This window comes from Cryobacterium sp. CAN_C2, assembly GCF_015751745.1.
Lineage (GTDB): Bacteria > Actinomycetota > Actinomycetes > Actinomycetales > Microbacteriaceae > Cryobacterium.
The window spans coordinates 76854-92820 of sequence record NZ_JADOUX010000016.1 but is presented as its reverse complement, the minus strand read 5'-3'; the positions used below and the strand labels follow the sequence as shown (position 1 = coordinate 92820).

Genomic DNA, 15967 nt, shown 5'->3' with positions numbered 1-15967 from the left:
AGTCGGTTTCACACTGGGCCCAAAATGTTTCGAACTCGAGGCGTTCCGCGACCGACACTGGCGAGCATCCGTACGCCGCAACGAACGGATCGACGGAGCCCGGCTCGGGGGTGTCGCCGCTCTGGCTCATGGTTTCATTCTACCAAAACCATGAGCCAGAGTCGAGGGATTCTCAGATATAATCTGATTTCTGTGCGAAGTTGTATTCGGGCGGACTACCGCGTTAGCGAGAAGTACTCACGCGGATCGATGACTCTCGAGTAGGAATCTTTCTCGCAGATTCGACAATCACAACGGCACACAGCGCCGCGCACGCCTAACGGGTGGTGCCGGCAACCTTGGGCAGCGATCCGCCGGCGGCCGCGTTGCGGTCCGGGCGGAAGTTGGAGAAGTCCACGCCGGGAATGTCCACGACCAGCGACAGTTCGTCTTCGATCTGGGCGGCTTCGGAGTCCTCGGGGCCGACCAGGGGCAGCCGCACGCGCGGGCTGCCGATGCGGCCGAGGCCGTGCAGGATGTACTTTACGGCGACGGTGCCGGGAACGTGGGTACTGACGGCCCGCACGAGCGGTTCGAGCATCTGGTGTGCGGCGGTCGCGACTTTGAGGTCGCCCCGGTTGACCGCGTCGACCATGTGCCGATATGGGGTCGCCGTGATGTTGCCGGTGACGCCGATCAGGCCGGTCGCGCCAATGGCGAGGTGGCCGAGCACGTTGGGGTCGTCGCCGGAGAAGTACATGAGGTTGGTCTGGTTGAGCACCCGGCTGGCCTGCGCGAAGTCGCCCTTGGCGTCTTTGATCGCCAGAATGTTGGGGTGCTTGGCCGCGCGCAGGATGGTCTCGTAGGCGATCGCCACACCGGTGCGGGCGGGGATGTCGTAGAGAATGACGGGAAGATCGGTCGCGTCCGCAATCATGCGAAAGTGGGTGAGGATGCCAGCCTGCGTGGGCTTGTTGTAGTACGGGGTGACGATCATGTTGCCGTCTGCGCCGGCCTTTTCACTCTGGCGGGCGAGCTGCATGGCGTGTGCGGTCTCGTTGGATCCACCGCCGGTGATGATTTTGGCACGGCCGTTCGCAACCGACTTGCCGACCTCGACCAGACGGATCTTCTCCGGGTCGGTCAGGGTGCTCGTCTCACCGGTCGTGCCCGTGACGACGATGCCATCGGCGCCCGCATTGATGACGTCGTCGATGTGCTTCTCCACCCCGGCCCAGTCCACTTCGCCATCAAAGGTAAACGGGGTGACCAGCGCGACCAGCACCTGGCCAAAGGGATTCGTAGAGGTAGACACGCAGAACAGGCTATCGCTTTCCCGCTCACAGCTGACTAGGGGGAGACTCGGCCGTTCTGGTTAAAGGCGGCGTAGGTGAGCGGCATGAGCTTCTCGAAATGAGTTTCCATCTGTTCGGCGCACATTTCGATCTCGCGCTGTGGGAACGACGGGAATGAGGAGCCCCCACGCTTGGTGCGCAGGCTGAGAAAGTTCATGAGTGAGCGCGCGTTGAGCGTGACATACATCGAGGAGTAGATGCTCAGCGGCAGCACGATACGGGCGACCTCGCGGGCGACGCCGGCTTCGAGCATCCGCTGGTAAGCCTCGTAGGAGTGAATCGCGGCGGCGCGGGTCTGCTGCTGCACGAGCGCGGTCTGCTCGATCGAGCCGGGCAGAAAGTCGTAGGCGCCCGGCTTGCCGACCTGCACGAGGTTGCGTTTTGCAGACGGCACGTAGAACACCGGGTTGAGCTCCCGGTAACGGCCCGACTCTTCGTTGTAGGAGGCGATGCGGTGCCGCATGAACTCGCGGAACACAAAAATCGGCGCGCGCACGTAGAACGTCATCGAGTTGTGTTCGAACGGCGAGCCGTGCCGGTCGCGCATGAGGTAGTTGATCAGACCGCGGTCACGCTTCTCGTCGGCCTCGCTTTCGGAGCCGTCGAGCTGGCTCTGCTCCAGGGTCTGCTCCCCCAGGGTCGACACCCGGGCAGCGAACAACACGTCCGAGTCGTGGGCGCTGGCGCGCACCAACTCCACGGTCATTTCGGATCGGAACTCAATTTCAGACACGGCCTCAGGCTAGCCGGTCTGCCGGCCCAAACGCCGCCGCGCGCCCGCAATGTGCCGTCATAGTCCCTCGAGCGTGCTCGCGCCCACGTAACGTCGGCATCATGAACCCACTCGAAGCGATCGGACTGCTGTTGGCCCTGTTGGCTGCGACAACCGTTCTGGGCCTGGTCTGGCGGGAACGCCAGGGGCCAGTGGCCCGCCTGACCGGCGACGTCATCACCCCAGCGGATGTCGCCGCCACGATCACGTTTGGCCCCGCCGCCACCCTGCTGCAGTTTTCAACCGAGTTGCGCGCCCGCTGCCCGGGCACCCGTCGTCTGCTGGGAGCCGTGGCCGAGTCCCGACCGGGCGTGGTGCACGTGGACGTGGATCTCACCCACCGGGCCGGCCGAACGTTCGGGAACGCCTGAACCGCCACCCTCACGCTCACTCCAACCTGACCAGGACATGCCCGGTGCGACGTCCTTCGCGTCGCCCGGGCGTGTCGACTGGCTCTCAGGAAATTCCCAGACGAGACTCGTTCACGGGGCAGGTCCGACGGTTAGGGTGGAATTCAACCACCTGGAGGTAACACCATGCCCACGACGCTCACCAGTGAATCAACCACCGTCTGGACCGGCGATCTTCCGACCGGTTCCGGTACCGTCACCCTCGATTCCTCGCACGCCGCCGAATTCTCGGTGAACTGGAAGGCCCGCGCCGAAGGCGTTTCGAACACGACCAACCCCGAGGAACTGCTCGGCGCCGCCCACGCCTCCTGCTTCTCGATGGCCCTGGCCAACGCCCTCGGATCGGCCGGCCACACCCCGGAGAACATCCAGACCACAGCCGCCGTCACGTTCGCGGCCGGCACCGGCGTCATCGGCAGCCACCTACTGGTCAGTGCAAAGGTTCCCGGTCTGACCGAGGCCGAGTTCGAGGTCTTCGCCCAGGACGCCAAGGACAACTGCCCGATTTCGAAGGCACTCGCCGGGATTCCCATCACCATTGAGGCCGAGCTGGCCTAGGTCGCTCCCGTGCGCGTTTTGATCGCCGGAGCGTCCGGCCTCATCGGCAGTGAGCTGAGCCGCCAGCTGGCCGCCGCTGCCCACACCCCCGTCAGACTGGTGCGGCGGGAGGCCTTGGGAACCAATGAAATTCGTTGGGACCCGGCCGCCCTGGTTTTGGATCCGAGCGTGCTCGACGATATCGACGCCGTTGTCAACCTGTCGGGGGCGTCGCTGGCCCGACTGCCGTGGACAAGCGGGTACCGCAAAGAAATTCTGCGCTCCCGTCTGCAGGCCACCCGCACGCTGACCGACGCTCTCGGCCGGGCCGTGACGCCGCCGACCGTTCTGTTGAACGGCTCCGCGGTGGGAATCTACGGGGATCGTCCGGGGGAAGTCTTGAGCGAGGCATCCACTGCTGGAACCGATTTTCTCGCGGACGTCGTCACCCGCTGGGAGGCAGAGGCGCGGCTCGCGCCCGAACCAACCCGGGTGGTGATGCTGCGCACCGGCCTGGTACTTGCCAAGGGTGGTGCGCTGAAACCGGTGTTGCCCCTGGCTAAACTCGGCCTCGCCGGACCTCTCGGTGATGGAACCCAGCACTGGGCCTGGGTGAGCCTGCACGACGAGGCCGCCGCCATCGTGCACCTGCTGACCTCAACACTGTCTGGCCCGGTCAACCTGGTCGGGCCGACCCCGGCGACGTCCAACGACATCATCAGTGCTCTCGCCACCGCAGTGCGCCGCCCGTTCCTGCTGGCGGTCCCCAAACCGATCCTGACCCTGCTGCTGCAGGATGCCGCCCGCCAGCTGCTGCTTGCCGACCAGCAGGTCAGCGCCCAGAAACTCTTGGACGATGGGTTCGAGTTCGCCCATCGCACGCCGGCCACGGCGATAGCCTGGATGTTGCGCCAACCGTAGTCGGCCGGCCTGCCGCTACTTCGGGGTGCGCTCGAGGGCGATCGCGGTACGGATGGCGCCGCGAGCGCGCTTGCGGTCGCCCGACGCGTCGTAGGCCAGACCGAGGCGCAGCCAGGCGTGCCAGTTCTCGGGTTCGGCATCGACCGCGGCCCGCGCGGCCGGAAACTGCTCGTCGGCCGCGTCCCGATAGGGGCGACCGCTCGGGCGCACCGGCAGGTTGGCGGCGGGCAGCTCGCCGAGTTCGCCGAGCCGTCGTACCAAACGCTCCGAGCGGATGCCGAACGCAACCTCACGCGCGAGCGCCCAAAAACCAATCAGCGGCAGAATGAGCAGCGCGAGCCCGATGGCGATGCCAACCGGCTCACCGCTTTGGATGAAGAGCACGGCGCGCACCCCGACCAACACCAGGTAGAAGACGAGCAGCACCGCCATGAGGACGACAGCAACCTTGCCCTTCATTTGGAGGCCCCCGACTCGTTGGCGGTAGCAGCGGCCGAACGGAAGCCCAGATCGACGATTTGGTCAAGACCGACCGTGACTCCCCGAATGGTTCGCGCTGCGGCGAGAGCCAGCAGAATGCCGCTCTCGTAGGCGCTCGGTGACAGCGTGTTGTGGCTGATCGTGAGGGTTTCCCCGGTGCCGCCGAGAAACACGTCCTGGCGGGCCAGTAAACCGGACAGGCGCAGGCTGTGCACGGGCACGCTAGCGACCTGCTGGCCGCGCGCACGCTGATCGGTGTGCGGCGCCGAGACCGGGCCGAGTTCGGCGCGCACCCGGCCGATTAGTTCGGCGGTACGCACGGCCGTGCCCGAGGGTGAATCGACTTTGGAGGGCTGATGTGCCTCGACAATCTCGATGGAGTCGTAGAAACGGGCAGCCAGGGCCGCAAACGCCGTCGCGAGCACCGAACCGATCGAGAAGTTCGGAATGATGATGACCCCGGTATCGTCGCGGCCGGCAAGGCGTCGGGTGAGGGAGTCGATGCCGTCCTGGCTCCAGCCGGAGGTACCGACGAGCACCCGCACACCATGCTCGGTCGCAAAATCGACGACGTCCCGACTCACGTCGGGCCGGGTCAGGTCGACAGCGATCTGCGCACCGAGCATCTCGCTCAGCTCGCTGCGCGAGTCCAGCCGGGCGACGACCTCGAAGCCCTCGGTTCGGTCGATCAGGTCGGAAACCAGGCGGCCCATCTTGCCCGTTGCACCAATAATGGCCACCGTCGTTGTCATATAACCAATCTACCAATCGATCGCGGCATCGCGGTTTGCGCAACAGCCTACGGAAGTGCCTCAGTTTCACGCCGCGTCGGTCAGAGACACTGCGGCCCTCACCCTGCTCACCGAATATTTTCGCAGTCCCGAGCTGTCGTTTCGACAATCCCAGGGCACGTACCACCCGACCTACCAGACGGCAGAGCAGTTCGCACCGCCGTCGGGGCGCTCTATCAGAGCGCCGGGTACGAGAACGTCCATCCGTACAACGACAATCCCAATGCGACGCATTGGTATCGCAAGCGCCTGGACTCTTAGAACATCAGTGGTTCGGGCAGCCCGGTACGCAGCTCGACCGGCAGGTGACCGAGGTCGTTATGGGTGACGAGCGTCCACGGGCGGCCGGGCTTTTGCTGCAGCACGGTGAGGCCGCAATTGGCCTGGTTGATGCCGACCCAGCGCCAGTCGGGGGCCCCGAGCACTTCACGCACGAACCAGGCGATCACGAAATTGTGGGTGATCAGCAGGTCGTGCCGCTGGCTACGGCGCGGTTGCAGAAATTCGGCGACGGCGTCTTCCATTTGGGCCCGTCCCGCAGCGATCTCATCGTCGGTGACCGAGCCGAAAAACGGGTCGTAGGCCGAGGGTGTTTCGGCTGCCCGACCGGAGGGAATGCAGTCGAAGAGCAGCGCCGTCGGCTCGCTGTGCAGGGCTGGCAGCCGCTCGGTAATGAGTTCGGCGGTTTCAGCGGCCCGCTGCAGCGGCGAATGCCAGGCACCCGTGAACGGCACACCGCTGAGCCGGTCGGCGATCAGCAGCGCCTGACGTTTGCCGCGGGGCGACAGCGGGCCATCGTGCAGACCATGTTCGGCGTCCTGCTGCTCGCCGTGGCGTACCAGATAGATGTACTGGGGCATCATTGTCCATTTCGAAGTTCGGGAGTCCGGCCGGGCCGGAATGTGCAGAAGCTGGTGTGGGGTGGCCGGTCAGCCCGGGAGGATCCCCGCGAACGCGTCATCCTCGAGGGCGCCGACGGCGGAGATCGACACGGGTCCGCTCGCGAGCTCGGCGGCGAGCTCCTGCACGTCGGTCGCGGTGACGAGCGCGAGGCGCCGCAACGCCTCGTCGAGGTCGACGAACTCGCCGAGGGTGATCTCCGAGCGACCCAGCCGAGACATGCGGGTGTCCGAATCTTCCAGGGCGAGAGCGGATGCTCCGCTCAGCTGGCCAGACGCCCGCTTCATCTCGTCGGCGGTCACACCGCCATCGGCGAGGCGGTGCAGTTCGCTGAGCATGAGCTCGGCGACCTGCCCGGCTTTGGCCGGCGTGCACCCGGCATACATGCCGAACAGGCCGGCGTCGGAGTAGCCGGGCGCGAACGAATAGACCGAGTAGGCCAGGCCGCGCTTCTCCCGCACTTCCTGAAACAGGCGGCTCGACATGCCACCGCCGAAGATCGAGGTGAGTACGCTCATGGTGACGCGACGGTCGTCGGCAGCCAGCAGGCCGGGCATGCCGAGCAGCAGATTCGCCTGCTCCAGCGGGCGTTTGACGATGGTCAGGGCCCGGCCCTGGTGAATCTCGGCGGGCACACCGCCACGACGGCTGACCGGGGTCTGCGGACTACTGAGGTCCCAGCCGGCTTGTTCGAGGGCACCGGTGACAGCGGCGACGAGCACGTCGTGGTCGACGGCGCCGGCAACCGTGACGACGAGGTCCTGCGGCCGATAATTGGCCTGATAATGCTCCCACACGGCCGCGCGGGTGGCACCGCGAATGTCGTCGGCGCTGCCCCCGATGGGTCGACCGAGCGGATGCTTGCCCAATACGGCTTCGAAGAATCGCTCATTGGCGACGTCGGCCGGGTCGTCGTCGGCCATGGCGAGTTCCTCGAGAATGACGCCGCGCTCGGTTTCGAACTCACCGGCATCCAGCTTCGAGGAGGTCAGCATGTCGGTGAGAACGTCGATGGCCATGCGCAGGTCGCGGTCTTGCACCTTGGCGTAGTAGCAGGTGTATTCCTTGGCTGTCATGGCGTTGTGTTCGCCGCCGACCGCGTCGAAGGAGATGGCAATGTCGAGGGCGGACCGGGTTGGCGTGCCCTTGAACAGCAGGTGTTCCAGAAAATGGGTGGACCCGAAGTGGCCCGGTTGTTCGTCGCGGGATCCGACGGCTACCCAGTAGCCGATGGTGAGGCTTCGGGCACCCGGTACCTGCTCGCTGAGAATGCGCACCCCGCTGGGCAGAGCGGTTCGACGCACGAGGGCATCGCCGGCGGCCCGATACGAGAGTTCGGCTTGGTCTAGGGGAAAGTCCACTGCACCGTTCATGTCATCCCCCACCTTACAAGACCCGTTCATGGCGACGGGGTGCCCGGCGCCGAACCTCCGGCCTACCCCCACTTTGGCCGGAACTGCCCGTGCGGCCCGTTTCGACAGACTGGTCTGTCTAGGGTGTGTTACAGTCTGGAGGCCGACCGGGGAAACCTCCGGATTTACGTTCATCCGGGGCCGATTTCACCCCCTCACCAAAGGAGTGCCCGCATGACCATGCTGACAGATGAAGCCGTTCGGCCGGCGACACACGCCAAGGTGCGCATTCTCGCCACCGCCGACCGTCTGTTCTATACCGAGGGTGTACACACCGTGGGTGTGGACCGCATCATCAGCGAGTCCAAGGTCACCAAAGCGACCTTCTACAAGTACTACCGTTCCAAGGATGCCCTCATCGTCGTGTATCTACAGGGCCGGGACCGGCTTGCCCGCGATTTTCTCGCCAGCCTCGACACCCGCTTCGACACCCCCGAGCAGCGGCTGCGCGGCGTGGTCAACGAGATCTCAGCGCAGGTCATTCGCGAAGGCTTTCACGGCTGCCCGTTCATCAACGCCGCCGCGCAGTTCACCGACGCGGCCCATCCGGTGCGTCAGGCTGTTGCTGCACACCGGGACTGGTACGGCCGGTCGATTGAGGACATGTTTCGTGGCATGGGCCATGCCCGACCCGGTGACGCGGCCGATGACTTCTTTCTGGCCCGAGACGGCGCCTTCGCCGGCGCCAATCTCGGCGACCCGATCGGTGCCCACACCGCTTTGCTGCGCGCTATCCAGCGCGTTCTCGACGAGTCGGGCGACTAACGCTCAGTAGGCCGACACCCGGTCGAGGTCGAGCAGGTCGTTACGGCCCAGGCGGATGCCGGCCGCGGCGACCAGGGAGTGCACCTGGTCGGCCCGGCCGGCGCCAGCCACCGGTGCGACCACGTCGGGGCGGGCGAGCAGCCAGGCCAGGGCAATCGACGCCGGTGCCACGGCGTTCGCGGCAGCGATGCGGTCGACCACGGCGAGCACGCGCCGCGAGCGACGGTTCAGGTAGACCGCGGCGAGCTGCCCGCGAGCGGTGCCGGCGGCATCCGCTTTGGTGCGGAACGCACCGGCCAGAAACCCGTGGGCGAGGGCGAAGCCGGGCATCAGGGCGAGGTGTTGGGCGCGGGCAACGACGGCGACGTCTTTCTCGAGCTCGGCCCGGTGCACTAGATTGTAGGGCGTTTCGACGGCGACGAACTTGGGCAGGCCGAGGGCCGAGAGCACCCGCGCCTCCATGAGCCGGTCCGCCGCGAAGTTCGACGCCCCGAGGTAACGCACCTTGCCGGCGCGAACGAGGGCGTCAACGGCCACGAGGCTCTCTTCGAGTGGGACGGTCTTGTCGTCGAGGTGAAAGTAGAGCAGGTCGAGATAATCGGTGCCGAGCCGCACGAGGCTGGCTTCGACGGCGCCCACGATGCTGCGCTGGGTCAGTCCGGGGTTATCGAGATTGCGGCCGATCTTGGTGGCCAGAACGGTCTCGGCGCGCGCTCCGCGCGAACGCAGCCACGACCCGATAATCACTTCGCTGCGCCCGGCGGCGAAGCTGTCGGCGGTGTCGAGAAAATTGCCGCCGAGGCCCTGGTGCGCGTCGAGAATAGCGATGGAGGCTTCACCCGTCGCCGTCCAGCCGAAGGCGTTGCAGCCGAGGGCCAGCGGATGCACGCGCAGCTCGGTTCCCGAAATCTGGCGGCGAACCGGGCCCGCACCGACCGTCGTCTCAGCCTGGTCCAAACGGTCGATCGCCATCGCATCGAGAGAGGACGAGACAGCCTGTCGGGTCATTGCGTTCTCCTCCCGGTTGTTCGCCCGGCCCCTCAGGTGCGACGGGTTTTCTCTTCGTAGACTTCTCTGTGCCCGACAGTAGGCGAGGCCACCGACATTTTCCGGAGGCACGCGAAACTGTTACCAAAATGTACGTCGGTTGCGGGCTAATCGGGGTGGTGACTGTCGGCTGTGGCCCGCAAGTCGGCACGCGCCCGGTTTGTTAGACTGGAGGTTGCGCGAAAATTGGGCCGGATATGCAGGTGCACATCCGGCCTGGGCCGCCCGCTGTCGAATCTTCTGATCGATCGGCTGGCTAGGTATCCTGCCCGAATCAGCCGCAGGAAAGCAGCCATGACCACCCTCGCCGACGTGCCCAACCCCCAGGTTCCCCGTGAGGCTCGCAGGCGCCGCACCTTCGCCGTGATCTCCCACCCCGACGCCGGCAAGTCCACCTTGACCGAAGCCCTGCTGCTGCACGCCCGTGCGATCACCTCCGCTGGCGCCACGCACGGAAAGGCCGGTCGCCGCGGCACCGTCTCAGACTGGATGGAGATGGAGAAGGCCCGTGGTATCTCGGTCACGAGTGCCGCGATTCAGTTCGAGTACCACGATGCCGTGATCAACCTCGTCGACACGCCCGGCCACGCCGACTTCTCTGAGGACACCTTTCGGGTGCTATCCGCAGTGGATGCCGCGGTGATGCTCGTCGACGCCGCCAAGGGCCTCGAACCGCAGACCATGAAGTTGTTCGCCGTCTGCAAGCAGCGCGGGCTTCCCGTCATCACCGTCATCAACAAGTGGGACCGCCCGGGCGACACTCCCCTGGCCCTGATGGATGAGATCCAGACCCGCACCGGCCTGCTGCCGACCCCGCTCAACTGGCCGGTCGGCGAGGCTGGCGATCTGCGCGGCGTGCTCGATCGCCGTTCGGGCGACTTCCTGCGATACACCCGCACCGCCGGCGGCGCGACAGTGGCCGAAACGGTGCGGCTGGATGCGGCCGACGCGGCGATCGAAGAAGGCCCGGCCTGGGCATCCGCTGTCGAAGAATCGGAACTGCTCGACGCGGAATCCCAGAATCATGACGCCGAGCTGTTTCTCGACGGGCAGACCACCCCGGTGCTCTTCTGCGCCGCCGTGGCGAACTTCGGGGTTCAGCAGCTGCTCGACACCCTGGTCGAGTTCGCGCCGCCGGCCGAAGCCCGTATCGACATCGACGGGAACCCGCGCAAGGTGACCTCACCATTCTCCGGTTTCGTGTTCAAGGTGCAGTCCGGCATGAACTCGGCGCACCGCGACCACGTGGCCTTCGTGCGCGTGTGCTCGGGCGAATTTCGCCGCGGCATGGTCGTCACCCACGCGGCGACCGGCCGACCCTTCGCCACCAAGTATGCCCAGCAGCTGTTCGGCAAGGAACGTACCGTCACCGACCAGGCCTGGCCCGGCGACATCGTCGGGCTCGTCAACGCGTCGGCGCTGCGCGTGGGCGACTCGATCTTCGAAGACGAGCGCGTGGAGTTTCCACCGCTGCCGTTGTTCTCTCCCGAACATTTTCGTGCCATCCGCCCGGTCGACAGCAGCAAGCACAAGCAGTTTCGACGCGGCATCGACCAGCTCGACCATGAGGGCGTCATCCAGGTGATGCGCTCCGAGGTGCGCGGCGAGCAGGCTCCCGTGCTCGGCGCCGTCGGGCCGATGCAGTTCGAGGTCGTTGAAGACCGCATGGTGCACGATTTTCACGCCGACATTCGCATGGAAGCGCTCCCCTACCAGGTGGCCCGCAAGACCGATAAGGAAAGCGCGCTCCTGCTCGCCGGAACCCGTCAGGTGGAGGTGTTCACCCGCTCGGACGGCACGCTACTGGCACTGTTCAGTACGCCGTGGCGGCTGCAGGCGATCGCCAAGGAGAACCCGAAGCTCGTGCTGATCGACATCGCGAACGCAACCGCCGACGACTTCAGGTAGCTTGTTTAGTTATGGCGAAAGGCCGCATCCTCAACGAGGATGCGGCCTTTCGCCCGTGTCGGTGTTGGTTAGGCGTCGACGACCACGGAGGTGATAACCGGGCTGCGACGGTACTTGCGGTTCATCCAGCGGCTCACGGACTGCGTGAACAGGTCCTCAAGTTCGGCGCCGTCAACGATCTTGATGCGGTTCGCGGCCTTCATGGCTTCATCGATGACCTTGGTCGCGCCCTTGACCCACTCGTCGTCGTGCACGAAACCGCGGGCCAGGAACTCGACGGGCTCGGAGAGCGTGCCGGTCTTGGCGTTGAGAATTCCGAGGATGGTAATGGTGCCATCCTCGGCGAGCTTACGACGGTCTTCCATCGCGGCAGTGGATGCCCCACCAACAGTCATACCGTCAACGAAGATGTAGTCGGCGACAACACGGCCGGTGACCTTGGCCTGGCCATCGATGAGGTCAACGACGACGCCGTCTTCGACAACGATAACGTTCTCGTCGGGGACACCGGTCTGGATGGCGAGGTCGGCGTTGGCAGTGAGGTGGCGCCATTCACCGTGGATCGGCATGACGTTGACCGGCTTGACGATGTTGTAGCAGTAGACGAGCTCGCCGGCGCTTGCGTGGCCGGAGACGTGCACCTTGGCATTGCCCTTGTGCACGACGTTGGCACCCCAACGAATCAGGCCGTTGATGACGCGGTAGATGGAGTTCTCGTTGCCGGGGATCAACGAGCTAGCGAGCAGCACGGTGTCGCCCTCGCCGATCTTGATGACGTGCTCGCGATTCGCCATGCGCGAGAGAGCAGCCATCGGCTCACCCTGCGAGCCGGTGCAGATGAGAACGACCTTGTCGTCCTTCATGCGCTCGAGCGCCTTCATATCAACGAGAAGGTCCTTGGGAATGTTGAGGTAGCCGAGCTCACTCGCGATCCCCATGTTGCGCACCATGGAACGGCCAACGAAGGCCACTTTGCGGTTGTGCGTCACGGCAGCGTCGATGACCTGCTGAATGCGGTGCACGTGGCTCGCGAAGCTCGACACGATAATGCGACGCGGGGAGGTGCGGAACACGGTGTCGATCGCCGGTCCAATGTCCTTCTCAGCGGTGGTGAAGCCGGGAACCTCGGCGTTGGTCGAGTCCGTCATGAACAGGTCGACACCCTCTTCGGCCAAGCGTGCGAAGGCACCGAGATCGGTGAGGCGCTTGTCGAGCGGGAACTGATCCATCTTGAAGTCACCGGTGGCGAGCACCAGGCCGGCTTCGGTACGAATGGCGATGGCCAGCCCGTCGGGAATGGAATGGTTGACGGCAATGAACTCAAGGTCGAACTGGCCGATGGTGCGGCGCTCACCCTCTTTCACCTCGATGAAGTTCTGGCTGAGACGATGCTCCTGCAGCTTGGCAGCGAGGAAAGCCAGGGTGAGCTTGGAGCCGACGACGGGAATGTCGCCGCGTTCCTTGAGCAGGTACGGTACGGCGCCAATGTGGTCTTCGTGGCCGTGGGTGAGCACGATGGCCTCAATGTCCTGCAGGCGGTCGCGGATGGCCGTGAAGTCGGGCAGGATCACGTTGATGCCGGGCTGGTTGTCCTCGGGAAAGAGAACGCCGCAGTCGATGATGAGCAGCTTTCCCTTGTGCTCGAAGACGGTCATGTTGCGGCCGATCTCGCCGAGGCCTCCGAGCGGGATGATGCGCATGCCGCGAGCCGGCAGTGCCGGCGGAGTGCTCAGGTCGAGGTAGTGGTTATTCATGAATCTCATTTCGTTGTCTGCGGTACTGCACGTCGAGGTGTGTGGGGACCGAGCTCGGGCATGCGAAGCCTCGAAGGATTACTCAGGGGGCTTCAGTGCGCATACGCGTTCCTCGCGTCGTGTCCGGCGGGCAGGCAAAATGCCGGCCAGATACCTCCTTAGTCTACCGATGCATCAACGATCGGCGTTTTCGGGTACGAAAGAGGGACCCCGCGCATGGCGGAGTCCCTCTCGTCGGGTTACCGACCGCCCGGGGACGGTCCAGCTGTTGACTAGGCGGCGCGGGGCGCGGCAGTGCGCGGCGAAACGTATTCGCCAGCCTCGAGGTGCTGCGCGGAACCGCTGACGTAGCCGGTGGCGGTGATCGCACGACGAACGTCGGGCGTGATGAACTGATTGGCAGTGTTGGTGCGGTTCGTGAACTTCGATACGTAGGAATTCATGGTGCTCCTGGTGCAATTGATGACTAGCGAATGCCGACCGTGGACCAGAGCAACGCGCGATCGTCGAAGCGTCCACGAAGATGGCATGTCTGCGCGGGACTTATTCGAGTGAAACTGGGGGGTGGCCCGGTCGGCGGGAAGAATGCGCTGCGCCGCGCGAGCTGAGAAACCCGGGTCCGCTACTGGACCGCCATGACTTCTGAACTGAGTCCAGACTACGTGACCGAGTTCCTGGTTGGGGCACACGCACGATCTACACAGGCGCTGTTCAGGCAGCGCGGAGGCGGTATCGATAATATTTTCGAATGACTTCTTCTGCGCTGTATGACATTCCCCTCACGCTCATCGACGGTGCAGAAACCACCTTCGGCACCTACTCAGGCAAGACGGTTCTTGTCGTCAACGTGGCCTCGAAGTGCGGCTTCACCCGGCAGTACGCCGGCCTGGAGGCGCTCTACCAGCGCTACTTTGACAAGGGCCTGGTCGTACTCGCACTGCCGAGCAACCAGTTCATGGGCCAGGAACCCGGCACCGAGGCGGACATCGTTGAATTCTGCAGCATGACCTACGGGGTGACCTTTCCGATGACGGCCAAGGTCGATGTGCGGGGCAAGCACCAGCATCCGCTGTATGCCGAGCTGACCAAATTCAAAAAGAGCATGCTGCCCGGACTGATAAAATGGAACTTCGAAAAGTTTCTGGTGAGCCCGACCGGTGTGGTCGTGGACCGTTTCGCCTCGTCGGTGGAGCCGGAGTCGACCGAGATCATCGACGCGATCGACAAGGTTCTGGCCGCAAAGGCCGCTTGAGCCCGCCTCTGCCTGTTCCGGGCCCGGGACCGCCACAGGGGCGCAGAACTTACCGTGTTCCCGGGTGGGCCCGGCGAGGCTCGCTCAGCGGGCGGCCCGACGCAGCACGGCCTCGGCGTGACGCAACACCGGGCCATCGACCATGCGGCCCTCGTGCTGGAAGACACCGCGCGCACTCGCGGCGGCCTCGAGCAATCCGAGGGCATAGTCCACTTCGGCGGCGGTCGGCTGGTACGCGGCGCGAATGACGGCGACCTGGCTGGGGTGAATGCAGGCGGAGGCGGTAAATCCGCTTGCGACGGCATCCGCTGCCTCGAGCGCGAGCCCGGCCGTGTCGGTGATGTCGAGGTGCACGGTGTCGATGGCGGCCTTGTCGTGGGCTCCGGCAGCGAGCAGCACCATCGACCGGGCCTGGCGGGCGACGTCACGGTAGCGCCCGTCGGGGTACCGGCTGGAGGTGCCGCCGAGCGAGGCGACGAGGTCTTCGGCACCCCACATGAGCGCGACGACGTTGCGTTCGGCGGCAATCTCGGTTGCCGAGATGACACCGGCTGCGGTTTCGCACAGGGCAATTACCCGAAACGCAGCGAGCAATTCGACCTGACCGGCGCTGACGGTCTTGGCGAGCATGACGTCACGGTAGTCCGTGCGCTCGAGCGCGGCCAGGTCAAGCGCGAAATCGACGCTGTCGGCCGGATTGATGCGCACGATCGTGCGCGCAGGGTCAAGCGGATGCTCGATCAGAGCGCGCCGCGCAGCGGCCCGGTCGACGGGCGCGACGGCATCTTCGAGGTCGAGGATGACAGCATCGGCGCGCTCGCTCGCCTTCGCGTAGCGCTCGGGCCGGTCGGCCGGGCAGAATAACAGGGCAGGGCCGAGGGTGAACGGGGCCGGGGTGAACGGGCTGAGCCCCGCGGTGCTGCCGTTGAAGGGGTCGGGGCCGTCCGGGTCGAAGTCCTGATCGAACGGGCCTGAATCGAACGGGCCTGAATCGAACGGGTCAGAATCGAGGGGGCCGCCATCGAACGGGCCGCTCATTCTGCAGCCTCGCGGCACCAGACCAGCACGGTGCGCACAGCCGTACCGACGACGACACCGTTCTGGTTGCGGCCGGTGTGTTCGAGCGTGATGATGCCCTGCCCCACTCGGCTGTTGGAGAGCCGTTTGTCGGTAACGATGGTCTCCGAATACAGGGTGTCGCCGTGATGAAGCGGATGCGGAAACGTCACGGTCGAAAAACCCAGGTTCGCCACGATCGTGCCCTGGGTCAATTGCGCGACCGAGCTGCCGACCATGGTTGAGAGGGTGAACATCGAATTCACCAGGCGTTCGCCGAACGGCTGGGTGGCCGACCAGGCCGCGTCGAGGTGCAAGGCCTGCGTGTTCATGGTCATCGTCGTGAACAGCACATTGTCGGCCTCGGTCACGGTGCGGCCGGGACGGTGCTGGTAGAGCGCGGCGAGGTCGAACTCCTCGTAGTAGAGGCCGCGCTGCTCCACGGGGTGGCGCTCGCCCGCACTGGGCACGACGACGACGGGCGGGCTATCGGGGGTACCGGGGTCGGGCATCCGCTTCTCCTCAGTCTTATCAGGCCGCTCAGTCTTATCAGGCCGCTCAGTCATATTAGGCCGCTCAGTCATATCAGGCCGCCCAGTCATATCAGGCCGCCCAGTCATATCAGGCC

At 65.2% G+C, this 15967-nt stretch carries 17 protein-coding genes; 6 read left to right on the top strand and 11 right to left on the bottom strand.

Annotation, left to right across the window (positions count from 1 at the left end; all coding sequences use genetic code 11):
- Window positions 1-316: 316 nt before the first annotated feature.
- Together dapA and thyX are read right to left on the bottom strand one after the other, a co-directional pair.
- Window positions 317-1294, bottom strand: a complete 978-nt coding sequence (gene dapA, locus IWX77_RS13000; RefSeq protein WP_196844930.1) for a 4-hydroxy-tetrahydrodipicolinate synthase — start codon at window positions 1292-1294, stop codon at window positions 317-319.
- A 35-nt stretch (window positions 1295-1329) separates the two neighbouring features.
- Window positions 1330-2040, bottom strand: a complete 711-nt coding sequence (gene thyX, locus IWX77_RS12995) for an FAD-dependent thymidylate synthase (RefSeq protein WP_297414701.1) — start codon at window positions 2038-2040, stop codon at window positions 1330-1332.
- Window positions 2041-2168: 128 nt separating this feature from the next.
- Between thyX and IWX77_RS12990 the strand changes: the two genes are divergently transcribed.
- The 3 genes from IWX77_RS12990 to IWX77_RS12980 all read left to right on the top strand — a co-directional run bounded on the left by IWX77_RS12990 (window position 2169) and on the right by IWX77_RS12980 (window position 3974).
- Window positions 2169-2477: a hypothetical protein gene (locus IWX77_RS12990; protein ID WP_196844928.1), complete on the top strand. Its 309-nt coding sequence runs from the start codon at window positions 2169-2171 to the stop codon at window positions 2475-2477.
- Window positions 2478-2642: 165 nt separating this feature from the next.
- Window positions 2643-3074 carry an OsmC family peroxiredoxin gene (locus IWX77_RS12985; protein WP_196844927.1) on the top strand — a complete coding sequence of 144 codons (432 nt, stop codon included), beginning with the start codon at window positions 2643-2645 and terminating at the stop codon, window positions 3072-3074.
- A gap of 9 nt (window positions 3075-3083) precedes the next feature.
- Window positions 3084-3974: a TIGR01777 family oxidoreductase gene (locus IWX77_RS12980; protein ID WP_196844926.1), complete on the top strand. Its 891-nt coding sequence runs from the start codon at window positions 3084-3086 to the stop codon at window positions 3972-3974.
- A gap of 15 nt (window positions 3975-3989) precedes the next feature.
- On the opposite strand, the gene IWX77_RS12975 is transcribed toward IWX77_RS12980, so the two are convergent.
- From IWX77_RS12975 to IWX77_RS12960, 4 genes are all read right to left on the bottom strand, one after another.
- Window positions 3990-4433 (bottom strand): hypothetical protein, encoded by a 444-nt coding sequence (locus tag IWX77_RS12975; protein ID WP_196844925.1) that lies wholly within the window; start codon window positions 4431-4433, stop codon window positions 3990-3992.
- A complete protein-coding gene (dapB, locus tag IWX77_RS12970) occupies window positions 4430-5206 on the bottom strand; it encodes a 4-hydroxy-tetrahydrodipicolinate reductase (protein ID WP_196844924.1) in 777 nt (258 codons plus the stop codon). The genes IWX77_RS12975 and dapB overlap by 4 nt, the downstream gene beginning before the upstream one ends.
- Before the next feature lie 296 nt (window positions 5207-5502).
- Window positions 5503-6105, bottom strand: a complete 603-nt coding sequence (locus IWX77_RS12965) for a histidine phosphatase family protein (protein ID WP_196844941.1) — start codon at window positions 6103-6105, stop codon at window positions 5503-5505.
- 69 nt (window positions 6106-6174) lie between these two features.
- The gene (locus IWX77_RS12960) at window positions 6175-7518 is read right to left on the bottom strand and encodes a M16 family metallopeptidase (protein WP_196844923.1); all 1344 of its coding nucleotides are present in this window, start codon (window positions 7516-7518) and stop codon (window positions 6175-6177) included.
- Between the two features lie 213 nt (window positions 7519-7731).
- Between IWX77_RS12960 and IWX77_RS12955 the strand changes: the two genes are divergently transcribed.
- Window positions 7732-8322: a TetR/AcrR family transcriptional regulator gene (locus IWX77_RS12955; protein ID WP_196844922.1), complete on the top strand. Its 591-nt coding sequence runs from the start codon at window positions 7732-7734 to the stop codon at window positions 8320-8322.
- Window positions 8323-8325: 3 nt separating this feature from the next.
- On the opposite strand, the gene IWX77_RS12950 is transcribed toward IWX77_RS12955, so the two are convergent.
- Window positions 8326-9330 (bottom strand): aldo/keto reductase, encoded by a 1005-nt coding sequence (locus IWX77_RS12950; protein WP_196844921.1) that lies wholly within the window; start codon window positions 9328-9330, stop codon window positions 8326-8328.
- Between the two features lie 333 nt (window positions 9331-9663).
- On the opposite strand from IWX77_RS12950, the gene IWX77_RS12945 reads away from it, so the two are divergent.
- The gene (locus tag IWX77_RS12945) at window positions 9664-11277 is read left to right on the top strand and encodes a peptide chain release factor 3 (protein WP_196844920.1); all 1614 of its coding nucleotides are present in this window, start codon (window positions 9664-9666) and stop codon (window positions 11275-11277) included.
- Between the two features lie 68 nt (window positions 11278-11345).
- On the opposite strand, the gene IWX77_RS12940 is transcribed toward IWX77_RS12945, so the two are convergent.
- Complete coding sequence (locus IWX77_RS12940; protein ID WP_196844919.1) at window positions 11346-13031, bottom strand: ribonuclease J; 1686 nt, start codon at window positions 13029-13031, stop codon at window positions 11346-11348.
- Window positions 13032-13303: 272 nt separating this feature from the next.
- Window positions 13304-13474, bottom strand: a complete 171-nt coding sequence (locus IWX77_RS12935; protein WP_196844918.1) for a hypothetical protein — start codon at window positions 13472-13474, stop codon at window positions 13304-13306.
- A gap of 305 nt (window positions 13475-13779) precedes the next feature.
- Here IWX77_RS12935 and IWX77_RS12930 point away from each other — a divergent pair, with 305 nt between their 5' ends.
- Complete coding sequence (locus IWX77_RS12930) at window positions 13780-14283, top strand: glutathione peroxidase (protein ID WP_196844917.1); 504 nt, start codon at window positions 13780-13782, stop codon at window positions 14281-14283.
- Between the two features lie 84 nt (window positions 14284-14367).
- Here IWX77_RS12930 and IWX77_RS12925 read toward each other — a convergent pair whose 3' ends face one another.
- Together IWX77_RS12925 and IWX77_RS12920 are read right to left on the bottom strand one after the other, a co-directional pair.
- Window positions 14368-15321 (bottom strand): HpcH/HpaI aldolase/citrate lyase family protein, encoded by a 954-nt coding sequence (locus IWX77_RS12925; RefSeq protein ID WP_196844916.1) that lies wholly within the window; start codon window positions 15319-15321, stop codon window positions 14368-14370.
- Complete coding sequence (locus IWX77_RS12920) at window positions 15318-15851, bottom strand: MaoC family dehydratase (protein ID WP_196844915.1); 534 nt, start codon at window positions 15849-15851, stop codon at window positions 15318-15320. Before IWX77_RS12920 ends, IWX77_RS12925 begins: the two co-directional genes overlap by 4 nt.
- Window positions 15852-15967 lie beyond the last annotated feature (116 nt).